Here is a 19,696-nt window from a genome sequence, read left to right on the forward strand (position 1 = left end):
TAAGCAGGTAGAAAGCGGCGGAAGCGGACTCGAAACAGCCCATAAAACGCGGCTTTGGACGGATCAAACCAGGCCAAATAAGACTTGATCTTTTGCCTGAAAGTCGATATCATTTCAATTGTGCATTACCATCTTTTTGTCGAATTTCAGACAATTTCGCCATTGAATTTCAACTTTTATAATTGACCGCTGATAAAATTTTCCACTGATGCCAGAATAGATGCGATTCCTGTTTCATAAAATGCTTAAGATCTCAAAAATCCTGATTATAAAAGTGTATAATTTCACAATGAGTTTTGTAATGTATCACAAAATATATAAATATATAAAGTAGGATTTGGAAGGAGCAAGATGATGAGCAACATTCCCAAGATCGTAATCCTTGGCGCGGGATACGCAGGTATTCTGACAGCACAGCGACTCCAAAAGCAATTAAACTACAATGAAGCCGACGTTACGCTCGTTAACCGACATGATTACCATTATATTACGACCCATTTGCATATGCCTGCCGCAGGTACGGACAGCGTTGAAAATACACGTGTGCCCATTTCGAAGCTGATCGACGAATTCAAAATCGATTTGGTGAAATCCTCCGTTCAGGAAATCCGCCCGCATGAAAAGAAAGTAATTCTGGAAGATGGAACTCTTTCCTACGATTATCTGGTAATCTCTCTGGGCGGCGAACCCGAAAGCTTCGGCATTCCGGGGCTGGCCGATTATGCGATGACGATTCGCAGCATCAATTCGGTTCGCCTGATCCGTAAACATATTGAATATCAATTTGCTCTGTATAAAAATGAAAGACATCCTCAGGAGCGCCTGAATTTTGTCGTTGGTGGTGCCGGATTCAGCGGCATCGAATTCGTGGCGGAGCTTGCGGACCGTATACCGGAATTATGCAAAGAGTATGATGTGGATCCGGGCCTGGTCAACATTTACAATGTGGAGGCATCGCCGACTGCGCTGCCGGGCTTTGCGCCAGAGCTTGTAGAGTATGCCATCGACGTGCTGCAAAGAAAAGGCGTCACCTTCAAACTGGGCGTGGCCATTCAGGAATGCACCCCGGAAGGCGTTCTGCTTGCCACCGGCGAAGAAATCAAGGCGGCCACGGTCGTGTGGACTGGCGGCATCCGCGGCAACCGCATGATCGAAGCGGCAGGCTTCGAGACGGCCCGCGGCCGGGTGAAAGTGGATGAATATTTGCACGCGCCGGGACATGACAACATATATATTATCGGCGATAATGCCCTCGTCTTTAATCCGGAAGGCCGGCCTTATCCGCCGACCGCCCAAATCGCCATGCAGCAGGGCGTATGCTGCGCCCATAACATTGTGGCCGCTATTCGCAACCAGCAGCCGCGCAAATTCGTGTTTAACAACAAGGGCACCGTCGCTTCCTTAGGAAGAGGAGAAGGCATCGCCGTAGTTGGGGATAAACATATCAAAGGCTGGAAGGCCGCGCAGCTGAAAAAGCTGGTTGATATCCGTTACCTCTTTACGATCGGCGGCATTCCGCTTGTGCTGCGGAAAGGGAAATTCCTGTAAGATGCGGCACTGCAGCGTACAGGTGCGCTCACTTTTGACGAGGGATGAGCTGGACCGATATAATGCGTTGATGGAGGTTGGCGGTTATCTGGAGGACCAGAACCGCTATGATCTGGCGTATACAGTGCAGAAGGAAATCGATATTCTGATTCTGCCCGCCATTGAAAGATTAAAGGAGAAAAGCCGCGACCGCGATAGGGCGACAGCGGAGTTTCTGGAATCGCTGAAAAACCAAAGCCGCGATGAGGAATAAAATATTCCGGTTCAAGCGAAAAGCTTGCCTTCCGATGGGAAGGCAAGCTTTTTTTTGGCAGTATAGAATTTATAAGTTTTTTTGGGGGACCCCGCAAAGTATTTGGAATAAGCATCGAAGCGTAGGCTTCACTCAGTACTTTTGCTCCGCAAAAGCGCCCCTCTTTGAGAGGCGCCCTTACTTCTTTCCGATACTCTTTGTGGAGTTATTTTAATGACCATGCAGATTCTTAATTAAACCTTTAGCATTTCATCGAAGGACTCCGATGTCAGCAGTGTTCCGACATAGAAGCTTCCGAATTCGCCGTATCTTGCGCTGACTTCGTCAAAGCGCATTTCATAGACAAGCTTCTTGAACTGAAGCGCATCGTCGGAGAACAGCGTCACTCCCCATTCCCAATCGTCGAAGCCGACGGAACCGGTGATGATCTGTTTAACCTTGCCTGCGTAGGAGCGGCCGATCAAACCATGGCTGCGCATCAGGTTGCGGCGTTCTTCCATGTCGAGCATATACCAGTTGTCGCTGAGTTCGCGTTTCTTGTTCATCGGATAGAAGCAAATATATTTCGTTTTTGGAAGAATCGGTTTCAACCTTGCGATCACCTGCGGATTTTGCATCGGGTCGCCGCCGTCCGAACCTGCCAAATAGTTGCTGAGTTCCACAACGCTCACATAGGAGTATGATTTGGTCGTGAAGCGTGCGAACAGCGTTTTATTAAATGCAGTTTCCACCGCGTTAAGTTCTTCAAGCGTTTCGCGCAGATGCATGAGGACAAAGTCGGCTTTTTGCCCCACAATGGTGTAAATTGCGGTGCTGCCCTGTTTGGCCGATTCGATTTCGGACCATTCTGTCAGAAATTCCTGCAGTTCGTCAAGCGCCATGGCCCGTTCTTCGTCGTCTGCGGATTTCCAGGCTGTCCAATTGATGGAACGAAAATCATGGAGAGCGTACCAGCCTTCTAAAGTGGATGCTGCTTCATTCATATATCGATCACTCCCAAGTTTAATTGCTATACAGACCTTCTTTACATTGTATCCCAACCGCAGGCGAAAGAGCAAATGAAGTCACAATCTATTCAATTATTGTTCGTTGATTCGTGACAAATTTTCTAGTAAACTGACTAAAGAACTGCTATTGGACGCAATCAAAAAAATAATAGACCGTTCAATTTGCCTGAAATAGCTAATGACGGGTATTTTCCAGGCAAATCGGATTCACTATTTTTTTGATCGCGCCCGAATGATCGGGTTAAAGTGAAGAAGAGGTGCTGACATGCAGTTTATCCCTGTATTTGTGTTAATGGTTTTATTTTTTGTGATGATGTTCGGAATCGGTTTCATCTTAAATATGTTGATGAAAACGACATGGTTTCCTTGCTATTTATTTGTTGTCGTGATTTTACCGCTTGTGGTTTATTCGCTATGGGATCGCGGGCAAGTTTCTTTTCTCAACCATCTCGGTTCCTTCCGCCTCGTGGATTATTTGACGGGTCTTGCCGGTCTTGCCGGCGCATTCATCAGCGGCTGGTCGATCCAAAAGCTGCGCAAAGGCGGCTTCAAGATGTTCTAAACAAACGTCAATCTACAGCTCTCCGAAAGGAGGGCTGTTTTGCTTCACATATCAGAAAGTATAAACTTCCGGGGTCCCCGCAAAGTAATCGGAATAAGGTTCAAAGGTTACGCGTCACTCAGTACTTTTGCTCCGCAAAAGCGCCCTCTCTTCGAGAGTCGTCGGAATTCTTTCTGATACTCTTTGTGGGGTTGAATTTCCGGGGTCCCCGCAAAGTAATCGGAATAAGCTTCAAAGGCTACACGTCACTCCGTACTTTTGCTCCGCAAAAGCGCCCCTCTTCGAGAGTCGTCGGAATTCTTTCCGATACTCTTTGTGGGGTTATTTTACGGTGAAGCTTGGGCCTTTATAAGCAGTAGGGATTGGATTCATTTGGGGACGAAATAATCGCCCGAAAATATCGGAGAAAGTATTCCTTTTATGATAGAATAGAGAAAGTCTAGCGATGGGAGGAACCAAAAATATGCATATGAAGAGCCTGCTGCATTTTACAGAAAACCACAGGTACTGCGTATATCGCGATTTTTGCTTAAGCAGCCTGGACAGCAGAATGCTCAGTTCGGTTTATCAGCCCATGGTCGGAGCTTTTGCCATCAGTTTATACCATCTGCTGTTTCAGCAGATTCCTATAGAAAAATTGGGATATTCGCCGCTTGAGCAGCAGCGGGGGCTTTTCTTGACGCTCGGCCTCGAGCCCAGCGAAAAGGGGCGCAGATTCCTGATTGAACAGGCTTCGCTGCTCGAAGCCGTAGGTCTGCTTCAAACTTGCCGCATATATATGCCTGAGCATGAGGACTACGTCTATGAATACGAACTTCAGCAGCCGTTGTCCCCGGCGGAATTTTTTAATACCCAGCATCTGACGCTGCTATTGCGGGATAAAATCGGCAAATTTGCGGTGCTTGCGCTTCGCGAGCAGCTGTGGTCGCGCGAGCCGGAGGAATTTTCGGGTTCGGCCGCCAGCCATAGGGAAAATATATCGCTGGCCTTTTACGATATTTTCGAGCTTAACACGCATGTCATCGACTATGAATTGGAGCAGGCGCTGTCCGAGGTATCTACGTCAAGACAGCCGGGAGTCCGCAGATCTGAGGGCGAGGATGCGTTGAATTATGCCGACATCATTCTTCGTTTCCCGAAAAATTCCGCCAACCGCGCCCATGTCGAAAGCTTGCGCTTCAACCATGAACAGATGGGGATCATGAACTACGTTGTACACAAATATGATTTGAGCGTGCAGGATTTGTGCCGGCTGCTGGATGAGGATGGAGCGTTTGCGCCGGACGGCAGCGTCGTGCTGGAGGAGCTGGAGCGCAATGCGAACCTGCATTTCCGCCAAGACAAGCGCAGGCAGGAGCAGCGCGACGTTTATGCGGGCAAGGTAGTATCGTTCCGTCAAAATGAAGAACAGGCCGATTCCGCTCCGCTCGAGCATGCGGTCGAGATGGAATATTATGTGGATGTGCCTGTCCAGTTCCGCTCCAAGTGCGATATCCACCAGTATAATATGATGCTGCGCAATGAACCGTATACGAGGCTGCTTAAGACATTTTTCCCGGGTTCCGTACCGGATAACTTTTTCGATATTTTTGAAAAAATCGACCACAGCTACAAGCTGCCGGGCGAAGTGATCAACGTGCTGATCCATTACTTGATGTCTCTGCTGACATCGGGCGGCAATGAGCAGCGGATTAACCGTAATTTTGTCGAGGCTATCGCCTCCAATATGCTGTTAAAGCAGGTTAACACCTATGAAAAAGCCGTTCAGTATATTCGCGACCAATCCAAAGTAAAAGGCAAGCAGGCGGCTGCTTCCGGAGGCGGAAGAAACCGTACATACGGCAGCAGGCCAGCGAGAATGAAACCCGAAATCCCGATTGCACAGGAAAAAGGGTCGGCGGATACAGTCAGCGAAGAAGAATTCGAGGAAATGCTGCGGATGGCAGCCGAAATGCAGGCAAGCAAGAAAAAGGGAGTTTAATATATAAGGCTCCAAATATCGAGAATTAGTTGTTTTATTGAAAGCGAAAGTAGCGGAGGGGACCGAATCGATTCTTACGAAGCGGCAGCGATCGGAAGAACGATCCGTAACCGCAGCGGCCATCACGCTGCTATGTCAAGGACAATATCAATATTGTTATAGGAAAGGAGGAACCGCATTGGAATCATTAGGTCAAGTATTAAAGCAAGTAAATGGTCCGTCTTTTTTGCAAAAATCGCGGGCGATTGCGGATGAACTGCTCCAGGATCCGATTGTTAAAGGACTGCGCGCGGAACACCCGGAAATAGATGAAAACCGGCTGCGCGCCAGCCTGCCGCGTTTATACCAATATGTGAATGACCAGCGCAATTGCGCGAATTGTCCGGGACTTGAGAAATGTCCGAATGATTTTCAAGGGCATTACAGCAAACTGGAGCCGGCAGAGCTGAATGGAATGCTGGAGCTGGTTGAACGCAAGGCTCCGTGTCCCCTGCAAATCGCCAAACAGCGCGAGGATCAAATCAAGAAACGCATCCGCAGCTTTTACGTGGATGAACGCGCGCTTCAGGAAGGTTACAATGAAGTGGAAATCATGGGGAAAGACCGTCTGCGCGCTCCGGCGGTGACCCGGGTTTTCCGTTATATTAGCGAGGTCAAAAAACAGGGCTTGCCGACGAAAGGTTTGTATCTGTTCGGTTCCTTCGGCACGGGCAAAACCTTTTTGATGAGCTATTTGCTGCATGAGCTGGCGATCGCCGGATATACCGGCGTCATCGTGTATATGCCTGAATTCGTTGAAGACTTGAAATCGATGCTGCAGGATAACCAAAAGCTCAAAGATACGATTGAAGTGATGAAAAATTGCGACCTGCTCATTTTTGATGATATCGGAGCGGAAAATTTAAGCCCGTGGGTACGCGATCATGTGCTTGGAGCCATCCTCAATTTCCGGATGAACCGGAAACCGACCTTTTACACATCGAACTACGATCTGGAAGGGCTGGAGAAGCATCTCAGCTTCACGAGCAAAGACGGAGAAGAAATATACAAGGGGCAGCGTTTGATGGATCGGATTTTGCCTTTTGTCGATGTCGTGCATCTGCATGGCGAAAATCAGAGACGGAAGCAATCCTAAGCCCGCTTAGCCTTTGAACCATAGAAAAAAAGCCTGTCCTTCGGCCAAAACGGCGGAAAGATCAGGCTTTTTTGCATGTCAGCTCGTTTGAGAGCCGTTTTTAGCCGGAAATGATAAACTTGATGATGACCATAGCGGCAAAAATGACAGTCATAAGCAATGCCATTCCCCCAAAGCCATTCACTACATCCATCAAGTCATGTCGCGGCTCTTCATTTACGTGTTCCCGCGGGTCGTTGATGTGCACATTTGTATCCATGAATACAATGCCCTCCTCAGGATGGTTTCGCATATGTAAATGAACTTGGTCATTGACAAAGGAACCCCAGTTAACATTAGTATACCCAATTTCCAAAGAATTTGTAAAGAATATATGGTGAATACTTATAAAGGCGATCTTTAGTCCTGCAGACGATCGAAACGTGATGCCCCATCTGTAATTAAGGAATTTACATTTCTAAAAAAAATGTGTTATACTTAAACTGTCCGCAGAGACATATCAGTTTTTGAATGGTTTTGCAAAACCCAAAGCGAACGGGAAGCAGTATTGCAAAATCATAATTTTGTTAAAAATTCAGCTTTCTTATAAGGAGGAAAAATATTATGGCTATTGTAAATGTAACTGACCAATCCTTTAATGCTGAAATTGAAGGCCAAGGTACAGTATTGGTAGATTTTTGGGCACCTTGGTGCGGTCCTTGCAAAATGATCGCTCCAATTCTGGACGAACTGGCAACTGAAATGGGTGACTCCGTAAAAATTGCCAAATTGAACGTGGATGATAACCCTGAAACAGCTTCCCGTTTCGGCGTTATGAGCATTCCGACATTGATCTTCTTCAAGGATGGCCAACCAGTCGACAAAGTGGTAGGTCTGAATTCCAAGGAAAACCTGAAGAACATCATTTCCAAACATCAATAATTTCACGTTTCGAACATATTATGCGCCTCCGGTTTTTCGGGGGCGCATTTTTAAACTTCCGGGGTCCCGCAAAGTAATCGGAATAAGCTTCAAAGGCTACGCGTCACTCAGTACTTTTGCTTCGGCAAAGCGCCCCTCTTCGAGGTCGTCGGAATTCTTTCCGATACTCTTTGTGGGGTTATTTTGTTTCCGCGTTTGAACGCTGCTTGAAATTGTCGCTTTGGATTTTGGCGAATTCCACATATAATGAAGAAGTGTCAATGAACCGGGAGGAGGGGAAACCATGGACAAGAAAACCGAAGAATTGCATGAACTGGAAAAAGCGCAGGAAAATATCCGCAACAAACTTGCGTTGCTCCCGGATTTGCCCGGATGTTATCTGATGAAAAATAGAGACGGCAACATTATATACGTCGGCAAGGCCAAGGTGCTGAAAAACCGCGTCCGCTCCTATTTCACCGGCAGCCATAACGGAAAAACGCAGCGGCTTGTGGCGGATATCCGCGACTTCGAATACATTGTCACCGGCAGCAATATGGAAGCGCTGATTCTTGAATGCAATTTGATTAAAATGCATCAGCCGAAATATAATGTCCTGCTTAAAGACGACAAGACATTCCCATATATAAAAATAACGAATGAAGCCCATCCGCGGCTTGAGGTAACCAGACGAGTCTTGAAAGACAAAGCCAAATACTTTGGGCCATACCCGAATGCTTACGCTGCGCAGCAGACGAAGAAGCTGCTCGACCGGATGTATCCGCTCCGCAAATGCGGGGTCATGCCGAAAGAGGTTTGCCTGTATTATCATATGGGACAATGCCTCGCGCCTTGCGAAAAGGAAGTCGATCCGTCGGAATATGAGCGGATTACGCAGGAAATCCAGTCTTTTCTGGGCGGAGGGCATGAGGAGATCAAAAAGGAACTTCAGCGGAAGATGGAGGAGGCCGCGGAGGAACTGTATTTTGAACGGGCCAAGGAGCTTCGCGATCAGATCATGAATATCGAAGCGATCATGGAAAAGCAAAAGATCACGACTTCGGACGCCAAGGATCGGGACGTGCTCGGATTCGCCGTGGACAAAGGCTGGATGTGCGTGCAAATCCTGTATATGCGCCAGGGGAAAATGGTGCAGCGCCACGCTTCCGTCTTTCCGTTTTATGGCGAGGCGTACAACGATTTTATGTCGTTCGTGACCCAGTATTACAGCGATAACCCGGCTCTGCCGCAGGAAATACTGCTGCCGGATATGGACAAAGAAGCCGAAGAGGCAAAGGATGGCAGCGGGGAATATGAAGGCGGAGAAGTTCTGGATGCTGACAATGCTGCGGTTTGGCTTCAGGAGTGGCTGGGGATTAAAGTGCTTGTACCCAAACGCGGCAAAAAACGGCAAATGGTCGGTATGGCCGTGGAAAACGCGAAGGTATCGCTGGATGAGAAATTCCGGCTGATTGAGCGGGATGAGGAAAGAACGTTGAGGGCAGCGGCGAATTTGGGGCAAAACATCGGCATTGGACATCTTCGCCGTATCGAGGCGTTCGACAACTCCAACATTCAGGGCACGAATCCCGTGTCGGCTATGGTTGTTTTTATCGATGGCAAGCCGGATAAAAAAGAATACCGCAAATATAAAGTGCGGACCGTTCAGGGGCCGGACGATTACGAAACGATGCGGGAAGTGATCCGCCGCCGGTACGAACGTGTGCTGAAGGAAAATCTGGAGATGCCCGATTTGATCATCGTGGATGGGGGCAAAGGCCAAATTTCCGCGGCGATCGATGTGTTGGAGAATGAACTCGGTTTGTTTATCCCGGTGGGCGGCCTGGTCAAGGACGTAAAGCACAGAACCGCGCAGCTGATGGTCGGCGACCCGCCTGAGGCGGTGGAACTGCCCCGAGACAGTCAGGAATTTTACCTCCTGCAGCGGATTCAGGATGAAGTGCACCGGTTTGCGATTACATTTCACCGCGAGCAGCGCGGCAAATCGATGGTTGCGTCGAAACTTGATTCGATCCCGGGGATCGGCGAGAAACGGCGCAAGCTGCTGCTCAAGCATTTTGGTTCGCTGAAAAAAATAAAAGAGGCCAGCATTGAAGATTTCCGGCCTCTTTCGATAGGTGAAAAGCTGGCAAAGCAAATTATTGCAGCCCTTCAGGATGAGGAGTCATAACATATGGCTCCTTTTTAGTTTCTGTGGGGTATTTCTTGCGGTTATAAAGGTAAACAATGTAACCGACTATGGCAGGCATGACGATCGTGACGATCCCTGCAAGGATGTCCGGCACGTCGCCCAATGCAAACAGGCTGAAGCTCATTAGCACGCTGTCGAAGACCACATGGCTGAACATGGCGGCGATGTAACCGTGTTTCAGGAAAATAAAGCTGAACAACAAACCGATGACCGTCAGCTCAATCGGCCGCGTGTATACCGGAAAAATCGGATACAGGGTATGTCCGAACGCCCAGATCAACGTCGGGATCAGGCAGGCGAGAAAGGTATTCCTCACAAGCTTCTTCATCATCGGAATGCCGAACAAGCGGTAAACCGCCTCTTCGGAAATGCCGGCCATCCATGCCATAATCGGCAGCAGCCATGGATAAAGCATATTGTAAGGCGATTGGGTGGCGTCCGTGGTAGACCAGCTGTGAATGCTCTTATCCAGCACGATATAGATGACGGATTGAACCCCCATCAGTATGAACGCCCAGAGATAACCGGTAAACATGCTGTGAAGCACATAAGATCCGTATCCGGGTTCTTTGGCCCTTGCCCAGGCATTAAGGCCTCTTTTGCGCCAGAGTCCGTCTCCGCCGACCAAGGAGAAGTACAGAAGGGCTGCCATAACCATGTTAAAAAAGGTTTGAAAAACCAATGCAAGAGAAAGTCCGAAACCGGATAGGCCTTCGGCTTTGTATACAGGCAGCAAGTTGTAACTGCTGAACGTCGCTACCGCAAAATAAAATACGCTTAAAAATATTCCCCGCTTAAAGGAAGTATGATGGCGGGTCAAAGCGCTGTATACAATCGCGAGTACGCCAAGCACAAACGTTAACAGCCCATATCCTAACATCGTCAGCCATTTGGCCAAGGATGTCTGCTGGCTTACGTAAGCCATGTGGGACTCGGGAACCGAAAAAGCGGGCTGGAAGGAGTGAATGGCTCCATCTTCGAACGTAAATTTGATCTGGAGCTTGGAACTTCCGATAGATTGAGCCGGATCCGTATAGACAAGTCCGGTTCCGCTCCTTCCGGTCGATACCTCCAGCTTTCCGGCATTATATCCCATTTGCTGCAGCCACGGCTCGGCAAGCTGCTGTTTGTCCTGCAGAGACAGATCTCCTTCGACGATTTTCAGCTTGCTCTCCCGAAGTTCCTTATTTGGCTCCGCCATCGCTGCTGCATATTTCGAGTAACGCGGCGTGACGGAAAAAGCGACGACTTTACTGGAGTTCATATGTACATCAACGCTTGCGGAACTATTTTCCCCTTGCGTAGCCAGACGGACCCGAAAGACATCGTAGGGATAATTCTTTTCATATGTTTTATTGTATTTCTCCAGCAGCTTTTCCCTGGACAAGTATCCGAATAAATCTGAACTCGATTGGTAGGTAATGACCGCGTCTTTGTTTTTGTCGATTTGAAGATGCAGCGTATCTTGCGCAAAGGTCTCGGCGGCGCTGAGGGCCTGCTCTTTACTGATTACTTTTGTATTCTGCTGCTCAAGCGTCTCCGAAGCGGTGGACGGCAAAATTTGGAACAGGACGAACAGGACCAGGCCGATGACCGCAAACACTCCGAGCCGTTTATAATTGACTTTGAGCTGAAGCGGTTGTCCGACAGGATTCATGAAATGCCTCCTTACATCATTAGTTTCTGGTTATATACATAGTATAAACGTAAACATAGCATACGATGTCCACCTAAAGCCAGTTTTCCGTTCAATTAGACATGAAAAAACGATGAAAATGAAGAAAAGGATTTGTAAACGCAAGAGAATGGCAGACTTTTATGAGAATTGTGATGCAATCAGGCTATATTCCGAGCTATTCATGCGAATAATGGCTTTGTGATGTAAAACAATAAGGATTATAATTTTGATGCAATTGAATAAACGCCGAATTTCCGCGCGAAAACGGGGGAACCATTATTTAGGGGTGAATTTCGCTCTAAAGGAGCGAATAGGGCAACCTGTGCATGTCCGAATCCGTCAGCTAACCTCGTAGGCGTTATGCAGCAGGAGCCCAAACCGAAAGGCATTGGATTTCCGATGCTTTTTTTCTTTTGACTTTTTTAATGAGGTGAAGATATTGACAGCTAAATTGAAGTGGTTTCGATTGGCTCCCCCGCAAATTCTTGTTTTGGGGTTTGCCGCCATTATTTTGATCGGGGCCATACTACTTACTTTGCCGATCGCGAATACGACGGGCAAGCCGCTTCGCTTTATCGACGCCCTGTTTACAGCAACTTCGGCGACTTGCGTTACCGGTTTGGTTGTCAAAGATACGGGGACGTTTTTCAACCCCTTCGGACAAGTTGTGATTATGCTGCTCATTCAGGTGGGCGGTCTCGGGTTTATGACGATGGCGACTTTATTTTCCCTTGCGCTCAAACGCAAGATTTCGCTGCGCGACCGTTTGATCCTTCAGGAAGCCATGAACCAGAACACGATGGAAGGCATCGTGCGCCTGATCCGGAAGGTCCTGCTCTTTTCGCTGATTATCGAAGGCTGCGGGGCCGCATTGTTTGCGATCAGCTGGTCCTTTGACATGCCGGTGGGCCGGGCGATTTACTTCGGCATTTTCCATGGGGTGTCCATGTTCAACAATGCGGGATTTGACCTGTTCGGGCATTTTAACAGTTTGACGGGTTATGTGTATGATCCGCTGGTGAACATCGTCGTGATGTTTCTGATCGTGTCCGGCGGCATCGGTTTTATCGTCATGTCGGATCTTGTGGATTACCGTAAGAACCGCAAGCTTTCGCTGCACTCCAAAATCGTGTTGTCCATGACGGGATCGCTCATCCTGGTGGGGGCTGTGGTCATCTTTATTTTCGAATTTACCAATTCCAAAACGTTAGGTTCGCTAAACTGGGGCGGTAAAATTCTCGCTTCATTTTTCCAGTCGGTGACGCCGCGCACAGCGGGTGCGAACACGCTGGATTTGGCGAGCATGCGCCAGGCTTCCCAATTTTTTATGGTCATATTGATGTTTATCGGCGCTTCGCCTGGTTCTACCGGGGGCGGCATCAAAACGACGACCTTTACCATTCTGGTCGGAGCCGTCATCGCTATGATCCGCGGCCGCGACGATATCGTGTTTTTCCGTTACCGGCTGGCCCAGGAACGTATCTTCAAAGCTCTGACCATCACTTTCCTGGCTTTATTCCTGGTGGTGGGAGTATCGATGGTGCTTTCGACGACGGAAGACAGCAACTTCCTGACGATTTTGTACGAAACGACTTCGGCTTTCGGCACGGTTGGACTGACTTTGGGGCTGACGCAGCATTTGTCGCTGATCGGCAAAATATTAATTTGCCTCACGATGTTTGCCGGTCGGCTCGGGCCTCTAACTTTGGCTTATGCGTTGGGTCCTAAAAAAGGCAAGGAGCTGTACCGTCATCCCGAAGGGAAGATCATTATCGGATAGCAGGTTAGCTGTATAAAAGAGATTAGAAATTTGAAGAATAAGGAGTATCAGGAGAGAAATGAAAACACAGCAATTTGTCGTCATCGGTCTAGGACGGTTCGGCTCGAGTCTGGCGCTGGAGCTGATCGATTTGGGGTACGAGGTGCTTGGAATCGATAAAAACGAGGAAGTCGTCAGCGACATGAGCGAATATTTAACGCATGCAGTCGTAGCCGATGCTACGGACGAGGAAGTGCTAAAATCGTTAGGCATCCGCAATTTCGACTGCGGGATCGTCGCGATCGGCGACGATATCCAAATGAGCATTCTCGCTGCGATCCTGCTGAAGGATTTGGGTGTGCACACCGTCGTTGCCAAAGCGATTTCGGTGCTCCACGGACGCGCCCTCGAGAAGCTTGGGGTTGACCGCGTCATTTTCCCGGAAAAAGACATGGGGATCCGCGTTGCCCATCAGCTCGTGACGCCGAACCTGCTTGACTACATCGAGCTGTCCAAAGAATACAGCATCGTGGAGATGAAGGTGCCTGAGACATTGGATTGTAAAACCTTAAGCGAAATCAACACCCGCGCCAAATTCGGCTGCAGTATCGTAGCGATCCACCGCGACGGCAAGGTTATCGTGGCGCCAACGGCGATGGATCAGCTTCGCGCCGGGGATATTATGGTTATTATCGGCGCCAATGGCAATATAGACCGCTTCGAGAGCGAAGCCGTCAACGTAGACTAAAGCGGGGCGAACAACGATGGAATCCGAGACGACTGAAATTATTCATCATATTTTAATCCTGCTGCTCTTTATCATTACCGTCGGCATGCTGTCCGGTCGGCTGGCTTCCTGGCTTAAGCTGCCGGATGTAGCCATCTTTATCATCGCCGGAATGGTGCTGGGAAGAGGGCTTCATTTGATTAATGCCGCGAGCAGTTCGCTGTTCAACCAACTTATTCTGACAGCCGGTTCGGCGCTTATTCTGTTTGACGGCGGCCGGAATCTGAGGCTGAGCGGATTGAAAAAGGTATGGATTACGCTGTCGCTGCTTAGCGTTCCCGGCGTGCTGATTACTACGGGCGTCGTCGGTATTGCTGTTCATTATCTATTCGGGCTGGACTGGATTTTCTCGTTTTTGGCCGCAGCGGTCATTGCATCCACCGATCCGGCCTCCATCATTCCGGTTTTTAAGCAGGTTAAGATTAAGGAACGGGTAAGAGAGACGGTGGAAAGCGAATCGGCATTTAACGACGCGACAGGTTCGATTGTGACATTTGCGCTGCTTGCGGCGGTTGCCGGCGGCAAGTCGCTGGAGGTAGGCGGCATGGTCTGGGATTTTGTCAAAACGGCAGTGGGCGGCATCGTTGTCGGGGCCGTTGTGTCGATCATATTAACGTATTTGGTAGCCCATTTTCGCCTGGGCGTATTAAGAGATTACACCACCATCGCCATGATAGTTGTTGCTCTTTCTTCCTATTTAATAGGGGATATGCTTCACGTGAGCGGATTTATGGCGACGTTCGTGGCCGGACTCGTTTGGGGCAATGCCGATACGATGGGGTTGTCCATGGACGAGAAGTTGGAGGAATCGGGGACGTTTGCGGATAATACGAGCGTCATGATGCGGATGCTCATTTTCATCTTGCTTGGCAGCCAGGTGGATTTTCAGGCGCTTGGCCAATATTTCTGGCCGAGCCTGGGAGCGGTGCTGGTGCTGATGTTTGTGGCCCGCCCGTTGACCATCTTGCTGTGCGCACTCCCGGACCGGAAAGTAAAATGGTCATGGAATGAGCTGCTTTTCATGATGTGGGTACGCGAAACGGGGGTTATTCCGGCCGCGTTGTCCGGCATGATTGTCGGGATGGGGATTGCCCACGCAGGCACGATCTCGGCCATCACCTTCATGGCGATCATGCTGACAATTTTGCTGCAGGCGAGCACGACCGGACTTGTGGCGCGCAAGCTTGGACTCGAGATCAAAGCAGACGGGCATCCTTCGGCTGCCGCACATGCCGCCGGACACAAACCATGATGCGGCATGACTTCAAGCAATATAAACAGAGCTGCTTCCAGCCTGCCGGGGAACCCGGTCCCTGGCCCTGGATGCAGCTTTCTTTTTGCTAATATCAGAAACCTTAAATCTTTTACAGAACTAAAGCGTAAATTCCAGGGTCCCCGCAAAGTAATCGGAATAAATCGTGGGGGTATTTTAATATTGCCGATCCGCAAACTGCCCGAAAATAGACTTGGTTTCCTCGATCCAGCGTTTGGCCCCGGCGCTTAAACCGCTGCTTTCCGAGTGGATCAGCGAGGTAGTGCGCCGGGTCTCTTTTAATGCTGGAATATGAACAGCAATCAGCTCGTTGTCATCAAGAAGCTGCCTGCGCAGATACGACTTCGGCAGCAAAGTGGCAGCCTTGCAGGATGGAATCAGGCGGACGATCGCTTCGAACGAGTCCATCTCCATGCGGATGTCCGGAACGATGCCCGCCCGATGAAAAAGCTCGTCGGTAAGTTTACGGTACCAAGTTCCGGTTGAGAATATAATCATAGGCAAACCATGCAGCATATCCATGCCGACTTCATCCTGCTCGATCAGCGGATGGTGTTTCGGGAGAACGAGCTCCAGGTGATCGTCAAACAATGGGGTGCAGTGAAGTCCGGGCTCCTCGATGGAAGAGGCGACGATGCCGGCATCCAGCTTTTTGTCGCGGACAGCGGAGACGATCTCATGCGTTTTACCGGTAATGAGTTTCAATTCGGCGGTCGGATGTTTTTCCATAAAAGCAGTGACGAGCGGCGGCAGCGTGGTCTGCAGCGTCGTCAGGCTGGCTCCGAGCGTAACCGAAATCTGGTCGTCCCCTTTATATCTGGCAATCATCTGCTTGAATTTCTGATACTGCTGCCGCTGCTCAAGCGCGAAGTTATAGGCAGTTTGCCCGAATGCGGTCAGCTCCAGCCTTTTGCCGCGGCGGTTAAACAAGCTGACGCCCAGTTCATCCTCGAGTTTGGAGATTTTGCGGGAAAGGGCAGGCTGTGATAAATTTAGCTGCTTTGAAGCTTTGTTCAGGCTTGACTGTTCGACAATTGTAGCAAAAACATCCAAATCTTCGAACATTCGGTTCACCTTCTTTTACTCATGTCTAATAAATATCATTGCAAATGAATTACATATGCATTTAAATTATAATGTTTAATAATTATATTGCAATTCCATTATAAGAAAAAAAAGAGTAACATGAAAAGTGCCACAAGATGTTCACAGTTTAAGTGGGGTATGTTGGTGCAATGTCGAAAAATGGAAAATGAAAACGTTGTATTGTGAGAAAGGGGCTCGTCAAATCTATGAATGGTTATTATTCCAGAAAGCTGCATTCGCTTCTTGGAGTCATTCCGCTCGGCTTGTTTTTCATCAATCATGCGCTGACGAATTTCGGCGCATTCGAGGGAGGTCCCGCACGTTTTAACGCCGGCGTCAAACTGATTAATGACCTTCCGCTTATCTTTGTGCTCGAGTGGGTGGTAATCTATCTGCCGCTGATTTATCATGGCGTGTTCGGGTTGTATATGGCCTACCAATCCAAGCCGAATAACGGAAACTACCAATATTCGCGCAACTGGCGTTACCTGTTCCAGCGGATCACGGGTGTGATTACTTTTGTGTTCATCATCTGGCATGTATACGAAACCCGTGTACAGATTGCGCTTGGCCGCGTAACGCATGAAGAGCTGGGGAACGTGATGCACAACATCATGGTCCAGCCAGGCCTGTTTACTTTGTACCTGATTGGTGTAATATCTGCAGCATTTCATTTCGCCAATGGCCTGTGGTCCTTTTTCGTCAGCTGGGGTATCACGGTTGGACCGCGTGCCCAACGTGTATCTTCTTACATCTGCATGACGCTGTTTGTTCTCGTGTCCATCATGCTCGTGCTGGCTATGGTGGCTTTCCGCGGAGCGGAATTTCAGGCGGCAACGGGATTTCTTGATACAGTAAAGTCAGTTTTTAGTTGAATGTGTGTTCAAAAAGGCCTGTTTTCTTATCAAAAATGGACTTTTTGAACAACCTCTTAAAGGAGAGTGAACGTGAATGGCAACAAATAATATCATTATCGTGGGCGGCGGTCTGGCTGGCCTGATGGCTACCATCAAGGCGGCGGAAGCCGGCGTCCATGTTCACTTATTTTCTTTGGTTCCTGTCAAAAGATCGCACTCCGTATGCGCGCAAGGCGGAATCAACGGCGCCGTCAACACCAAAGGTGAAGGCGACTCTCCGTGGATTCACTTCGACGATACGGTATACGGCGGAGACTTTCTCGCCAATCAGCCGCCGGTCAAAGCGATGTGCGAAGCGGCGCCAGGCATCATTCACCTGATGGACCGGATGGGCGTTATGTTCAACCGCACGCCGGAAGGCCTGCTCGATTTCCGCCGTTTCGGCGGCACGAAACATCACCGTACGGCATACGCAGGCGCGACGACCGGCCAGCAGTTGCTGTATGCGCTGGATGAGCAGGTTCGCAGGCATGAGGCGGCAGGACTTGTAACGAAACATGAGAACTGGGAGTTCCTATCCGCGGTTATAGACGACGAAGGAGTCTGCCGCGGCATTGCCGCGCAGGATCTGCGTTCGATGGAGGTCCATACCTTTGTTGCAGATGCCGTTATTCTCGCCAGCGGCGGTCCCGGCATCATTTTCGGCAGAACGACGAACTCAGTTATTAACACGGGTACGGCGGCAAGCGCCGTGTATCAGCAGGGCGTCGTTTATGCGAACGGCGAATTCATTCAGATTCACCCGACGGCTATTCCAGGGGATGACAAGCTGCGCTTGATGTCCGAATCCGCGCGCGGCGAAGGAGGCCGGATCTGGACGTATAAAGACGGCAAACCTTGGTATTTCCTCGAAGAGAAATATCCGGCTTACGGCAACCTTGTTCCGCGCGATATCGCGACACGCGAAATTTTCGACGTATGCGTCAACCAAGGTTTGGGCGTTAACGGCGAAAATACGGTTTATCTCGACTTGTCGCATAAAGATCCGAAGGAACTGGACGTGAAGCTTGGGGGCATCATCGAAATCTATGAAAAATTCGTAGGCGATGACCCGCGTAAACTCCCGATGAAAATCTTCCCTGCCGTTCACTATTCCATGGGCGGCATGTGGGTCGATTACAACCAAATGACCAACATTCCGGGATTGTTTGCCGCAGGGGAATGCGAATACCAATATCACGGCGCGAACCGCCTGGGCGCCAACTCGCTCGTTTCGGCCATCTATGGCGGTATGGTAGCGGGACCTAAAGCGGTCGAATATATCAAAGGCTTGAAAAAGTCTGCCGCGGATGTGTCCTCCACCGTGTTCGACAAATATAAAAAGCAGCAGGAAGACAAATATGAAAACATCCTCAAAATGGATGGCAATGAAAATGCTTACGCTTTGCATAAGGAGCTTGGCGACATGATGACCGCCAACATGACGGTCGTTCGTTACAACGACAAACTGGAGCAAACGATCGGCAAGATCAAAGATTTGAAGCAGCGCTACAAAAACATCAACATCAACGATAAATCGCGCTGGAACAATCCGGGAGCTGCCTTCACAAGACAGCTGTGGAACATGCTTGAACTGGCCGAAGCCATGACGCTTGGAGCGCTTCTGCGCAATGAGAGCCGCGGCGCGCACTACAAGCCTGAATTCCCGGATCGCAACGATGAAGAGTTCCTGAAAACGACCAAAGCGACTTGGACGCCGGATGGGCCGGAAATTTCTTATGAGCCGGTTGACGTTTCGTTGATCCCGCCGCGGATCCGCGACTATTCCAAAGACAAGTAAAAGGGGGATTTGACATGGCGGAACAAACTGCTTCTACCAAAAAAGTGAAGTTTATCATTACCCGTCAGGACAGCCCGGACGCTGCTTCGTATGTGGAGGAATTCGAGCTTCCTTATCGCCCGGGAATGAACGTTATCAGCGCGCTGATGGAAATTCAGCGCAATCCAGTAAATAACCAAGGTAAAAAAGTAGCGCCGGTATGTTGGGAATCCAACTGCCTCGAAGAGGTGTGCGGAGCCTGCTCCATGGTAATCAACGGCAAACCGCGCCAGGCCTGCGCCGCCCTGGTCGACAAGTTAGAGCAGCCGATCCGCGTACAGCCGATGAAAACATTCCCCGTGGTCCGCGACCTGATCATTGACCGCAGCCGAATGTTTAATGCGTTGAAGCGCGTTAAAGCCTGGATCCCGATCGACGGTACGTATGATCTTGGCCCAGGTCCCCGGATGGCTGAGAAAAAACGCCAATGGGCTTATGAATTGTCCAAATGCATGACTTGCGGCGTATGTTTGGAAGCATGTCCGAACGTAAACGATAAATCCGACTTTATCGGCCCTGCGGCAATTTCCCAAGTGCGTTTGTTTAATGCCCATCCGACGGGCGAAATGAACGCCGGGGAACGTCTGGATGCCCTGATGGACGATGGCGGAATCGAAGGCTGCGGCAACTCGCAAAACTGCGTCCGCTCCTGCCCGAAAGGCATTCCGCTGACGACATCCATTGCGGAAATCAACAAGCAGACGACCAAGCATATGTTCAAGAAATGGCTTAGCGTATAACGCTGAACTTGAGAATACCAGTCAACCTTAAAAGCCTCC

Annotated in this window: 17 protein-coding genes and 1 riboswitch; of the genes, 13 read left to right on the forward strand and 4 right to left on the reverse strand. The window is 49.4% G+C overall.

Annotated features, from left to right (window positions below; translation table 11 throughout):
• The first annotated feature begins 354 nt into the window (after positions 1 to 354).
• Together L6442_RS07320 and L6442_RS07325 are read left to right on the forward strand one after the other, a co-directional pair.
• Positions 355 to 1,548, forward strand: a complete 1,194-nt coding sequence (locus L6442_RS07320) for an NAD(P)/FAD-dependent oxidoreductase (RefSeq protein ID WP_212977688.1) — start codon at positions 355 to 357, stop codon at positions 1,546 to 1,548.
• A 1-nt stretch (position 1,549) separates the two neighbouring features.
• Positions 1,550 to 1,801 (forward strand): hypothetical protein, encoded by a 252-nt coding sequence (locus L6442_RS07325; RefSeq protein WP_194232593.1) that lies wholly within the window; start codon positions 1,550 to 1,552, stop codon positions 1,799 to 1,801.
• 233 nt (positions 1,802 to 2,034) lie between these two features.
• Here the strand turns inward: L6442_RS07325 and hemQ are convergent, their stop codons facing one another.
• The gene (hemQ, locus tag L6442_RS07330) at positions 2,035 to 2,784 is read right to left on the reverse strand and encodes a hydrogen peroxide-dependent heme synthase (protein ID WP_212977565.1); all 750 of its coding nucleotides are present in this window, start codon (positions 2,782 to 2,784) and stop codon (positions 2,035 to 2,037) included.
• A 289-nt stretch (positions 2,785 to 3,073) separates the two neighbouring features.
• Between hemQ and L6442_RS07335 the strand changes: the two genes are divergently transcribed.
• The 3 genes from L6442_RS07335 to dnaI all read left to right on the forward strand — a co-directional run bounded on the left by L6442_RS07335 (position 3,074) and on the right by dnaI (position 6,486).
• The gene (locus tag L6442_RS07335) at positions 3,074 to 3,370 is read left to right on the forward strand and encodes a YuiB family protein (RefSeq protein WP_194232591.1); all 297 of its coding nucleotides are present in this window, start codon (positions 3,074 to 3,076) and stop codon (positions 3,368 to 3,370) included.
• A gap of 463 nt (positions 3,371 to 3,833) precedes the next feature.
• Positions 3,834 to 5,351 (forward strand): replication initiation and membrane attachment family protein, encoded by a 1,518-nt coding sequence (locus tag L6442_RS07340; RefSeq protein ID WP_194232590.1) that lies wholly within the window; start codon positions 3,834 to 3,836, stop codon positions 5,349 to 5,351.
• Between the two features lie 178 nt (positions 5,352 to 5,529).
• Positions 5,530 to 6,486, forward strand: a complete 957-nt coding sequence (dnaI, locus tag L6442_RS07345) for a primosomal protein DnaI (protein WP_212977566.1) — start codon at positions 5,530 to 5,532, stop codon at positions 6,484 to 6,486.
• Between the two features lie 100 nt (positions 6,487 to 6,586).
• Here dnaI and L6442_RS07350 read toward each other — a convergent pair whose 3' ends face one another.
• Positions 6,587 to 6,745, reverse strand: a complete 159-nt coding sequence (locus L6442_RS07350; RefSeq protein ID WP_194232588.1) for a YqzM family protein — start codon at positions 6,743 to 6,745, stop codon at positions 6,587 to 6,589.
• Between the two features lie 344 nt (positions 6,746 to 7,089).
• On the opposite strand from L6442_RS07350, the gene trxA reads away from it, so the two are divergent.
• Positions 7,090 to 7,407 carry a thioredoxin gene (trxA, locus tag L6442_RS07355; RefSeq protein ID WP_194232587.1) on the forward strand — a complete coding sequence of 106 codons (318 nt, stop codon included), beginning with the start codon at positions 7,090 to 7,092 and terminating at the stop codon, positions 7,405 to 7,407.
• Positions 7,408 to 7,690: 283 nt separating this feature from the next.
• Entirely contained in the window at positions 7,691 to 9,577 is a 1,887-nt protein-coding gene (gene uvrC, locus L6442_RS07360) for an excinuclease ABC subunit UvrC (protein ID WP_212977567.1), read from the forward strand.
• On the opposite strand, the gene L6442_RS07365 is transcribed toward uvrC, so the two are convergent.
• Positions 9,546 to 11,255 carry a CPBP family intramembrane glutamic endopeptidase gene (locus L6442_RS07365; RefSeq protein ID WP_212977568.1) on the reverse strand — a complete coding sequence of 570 codons (1,710 nt, stop codon included), beginning with the start codon at positions 11,253 to 11,255 and terminating at the stop codon, positions 9,546 to 9,548. The two genes, uvrC and L6442_RS07365, sit on opposite strands and share 32 nt — an antisense overlap.
• 255 nt (positions 11,256 to 11,510) lie before the next feature.
• Positions 11,511 to 11,649: riboswitch (cyclic di-AMP (ydaO/yuaA leader) on the forward strand.
• 66 nt (positions 11,650 to 11,715) lie between these two features.
• On the opposite strand from L6442_RS07365, the gene L6442_RS07370 reads away from it, so the two are divergent.
• Genes L6442_RS07370 through L6442_RS07380 form a run of 3 tightly spaced genes read left to right on the forward strand, consistent with a single transcriptional unit; the run spans position 11,716 to position 15,074 of the window.
• On the forward strand, positions 11,716 to 13,056 hold the full coding sequence (locus L6442_RS07370; protein ID WP_212977569.1) for a TrkH family potassium uptake protein: 1,341 nt from the start codon (positions 11,716 to 11,718) through the stop codon (positions 13,054 to 13,056).
• A gap of 58 nt (positions 13,057 to 13,114) precedes the next feature.
• Complete coding sequence (locus L6442_RS07375; protein ID WP_194233234.1) at positions 13,115 to 13,783, forward strand: potassium channel family protein; 669 nt, start codon at positions 13,115 to 13,117, stop codon at positions 13,781 to 13,783.
• Between the two features lie 16 nt (positions 13,784 to 13,799).
• Positions 13,800 to 15,074: a cation:proton antiporter gene (locus tag L6442_RS07380; RefSeq protein WP_212977570.1), complete on the forward strand. Its 1,275-nt coding sequence runs from the start codon at positions 13,800 to 13,802 to the stop codon at positions 15,072 to 15,074.
• A 177-nt stretch (positions 15,075 to 15,251) separates the two neighbouring features.
• Here the strand turns inward: L6442_RS07380 and L6442_RS07385 are convergent, their stop codons facing one another.
• Positions 15,252 to 16,160, reverse strand: a complete 909-nt coding sequence (locus tag L6442_RS07385; RefSeq protein ID WP_212977571.1) for a LysR family transcriptional regulator — start codon at positions 16,158 to 16,160, stop codon at positions 15,252 to 15,254.
• A gap of 227 nt (positions 16,161 to 16,387) precedes the next feature.
• Here L6442_RS07385 and L6442_RS07390 point away from each other — a divergent pair, with 227 nt between their 5' ends.
• The 3 genes from L6442_RS07390 to sdhB all read left to right on the forward strand — a co-directional run bounded on the left by L6442_RS07390 (position 16,388) and on the right by sdhB (position 19,657).
• A complete protein-coding gene (locus tag L6442_RS07390; RefSeq protein WP_194233237.1) occupies positions 16,388 to 17,056 on the forward strand; it encodes a succinate dehydrogenase cytochrome b558 subunit in 669 nt (222 codons plus the stop codon).
• 76 nt (positions 17,057 to 17,132) lie between these two features.
• Positions 17,133 to 18,878, forward strand: coding sequence for a succinate dehydrogenase flavoprotein subunit (sdhA, locus tag L6442_RS07395; protein WP_212977572.1), 1,746 nt, complete (start codon positions 17,133 to 17,135; stop codon positions 18,876 to 18,878).
• Positions 18,879 to 18,892: 14 nt separating this feature from the next.
• Positions 18,893 to 19,657: a succinate dehydrogenase iron-sulfur subunit gene (gene sdhB, locus L6442_RS07400; RefSeq protein ID WP_194233239.1), complete on the forward strand. Its 765-nt coding sequence runs from the start codon at positions 18,893 to 18,895 to the stop codon at positions 19,655 to 19,657.
• The last annotated feature ends 39 nt before the right edge of the window (positions 19,658 to 19,696 follow it).

The sequence above is a fragment of the Paenibacillus azoreducens genome (genome assembly GCF_021654775.1).
Classification (GTDB): domain Bacteria; phylum Bacillota; class Bacilli; order Paenibacillales; family Paenibacillaceae; genus Paenibacillus_AQ; species Paenibacillus_AQ azoreducens.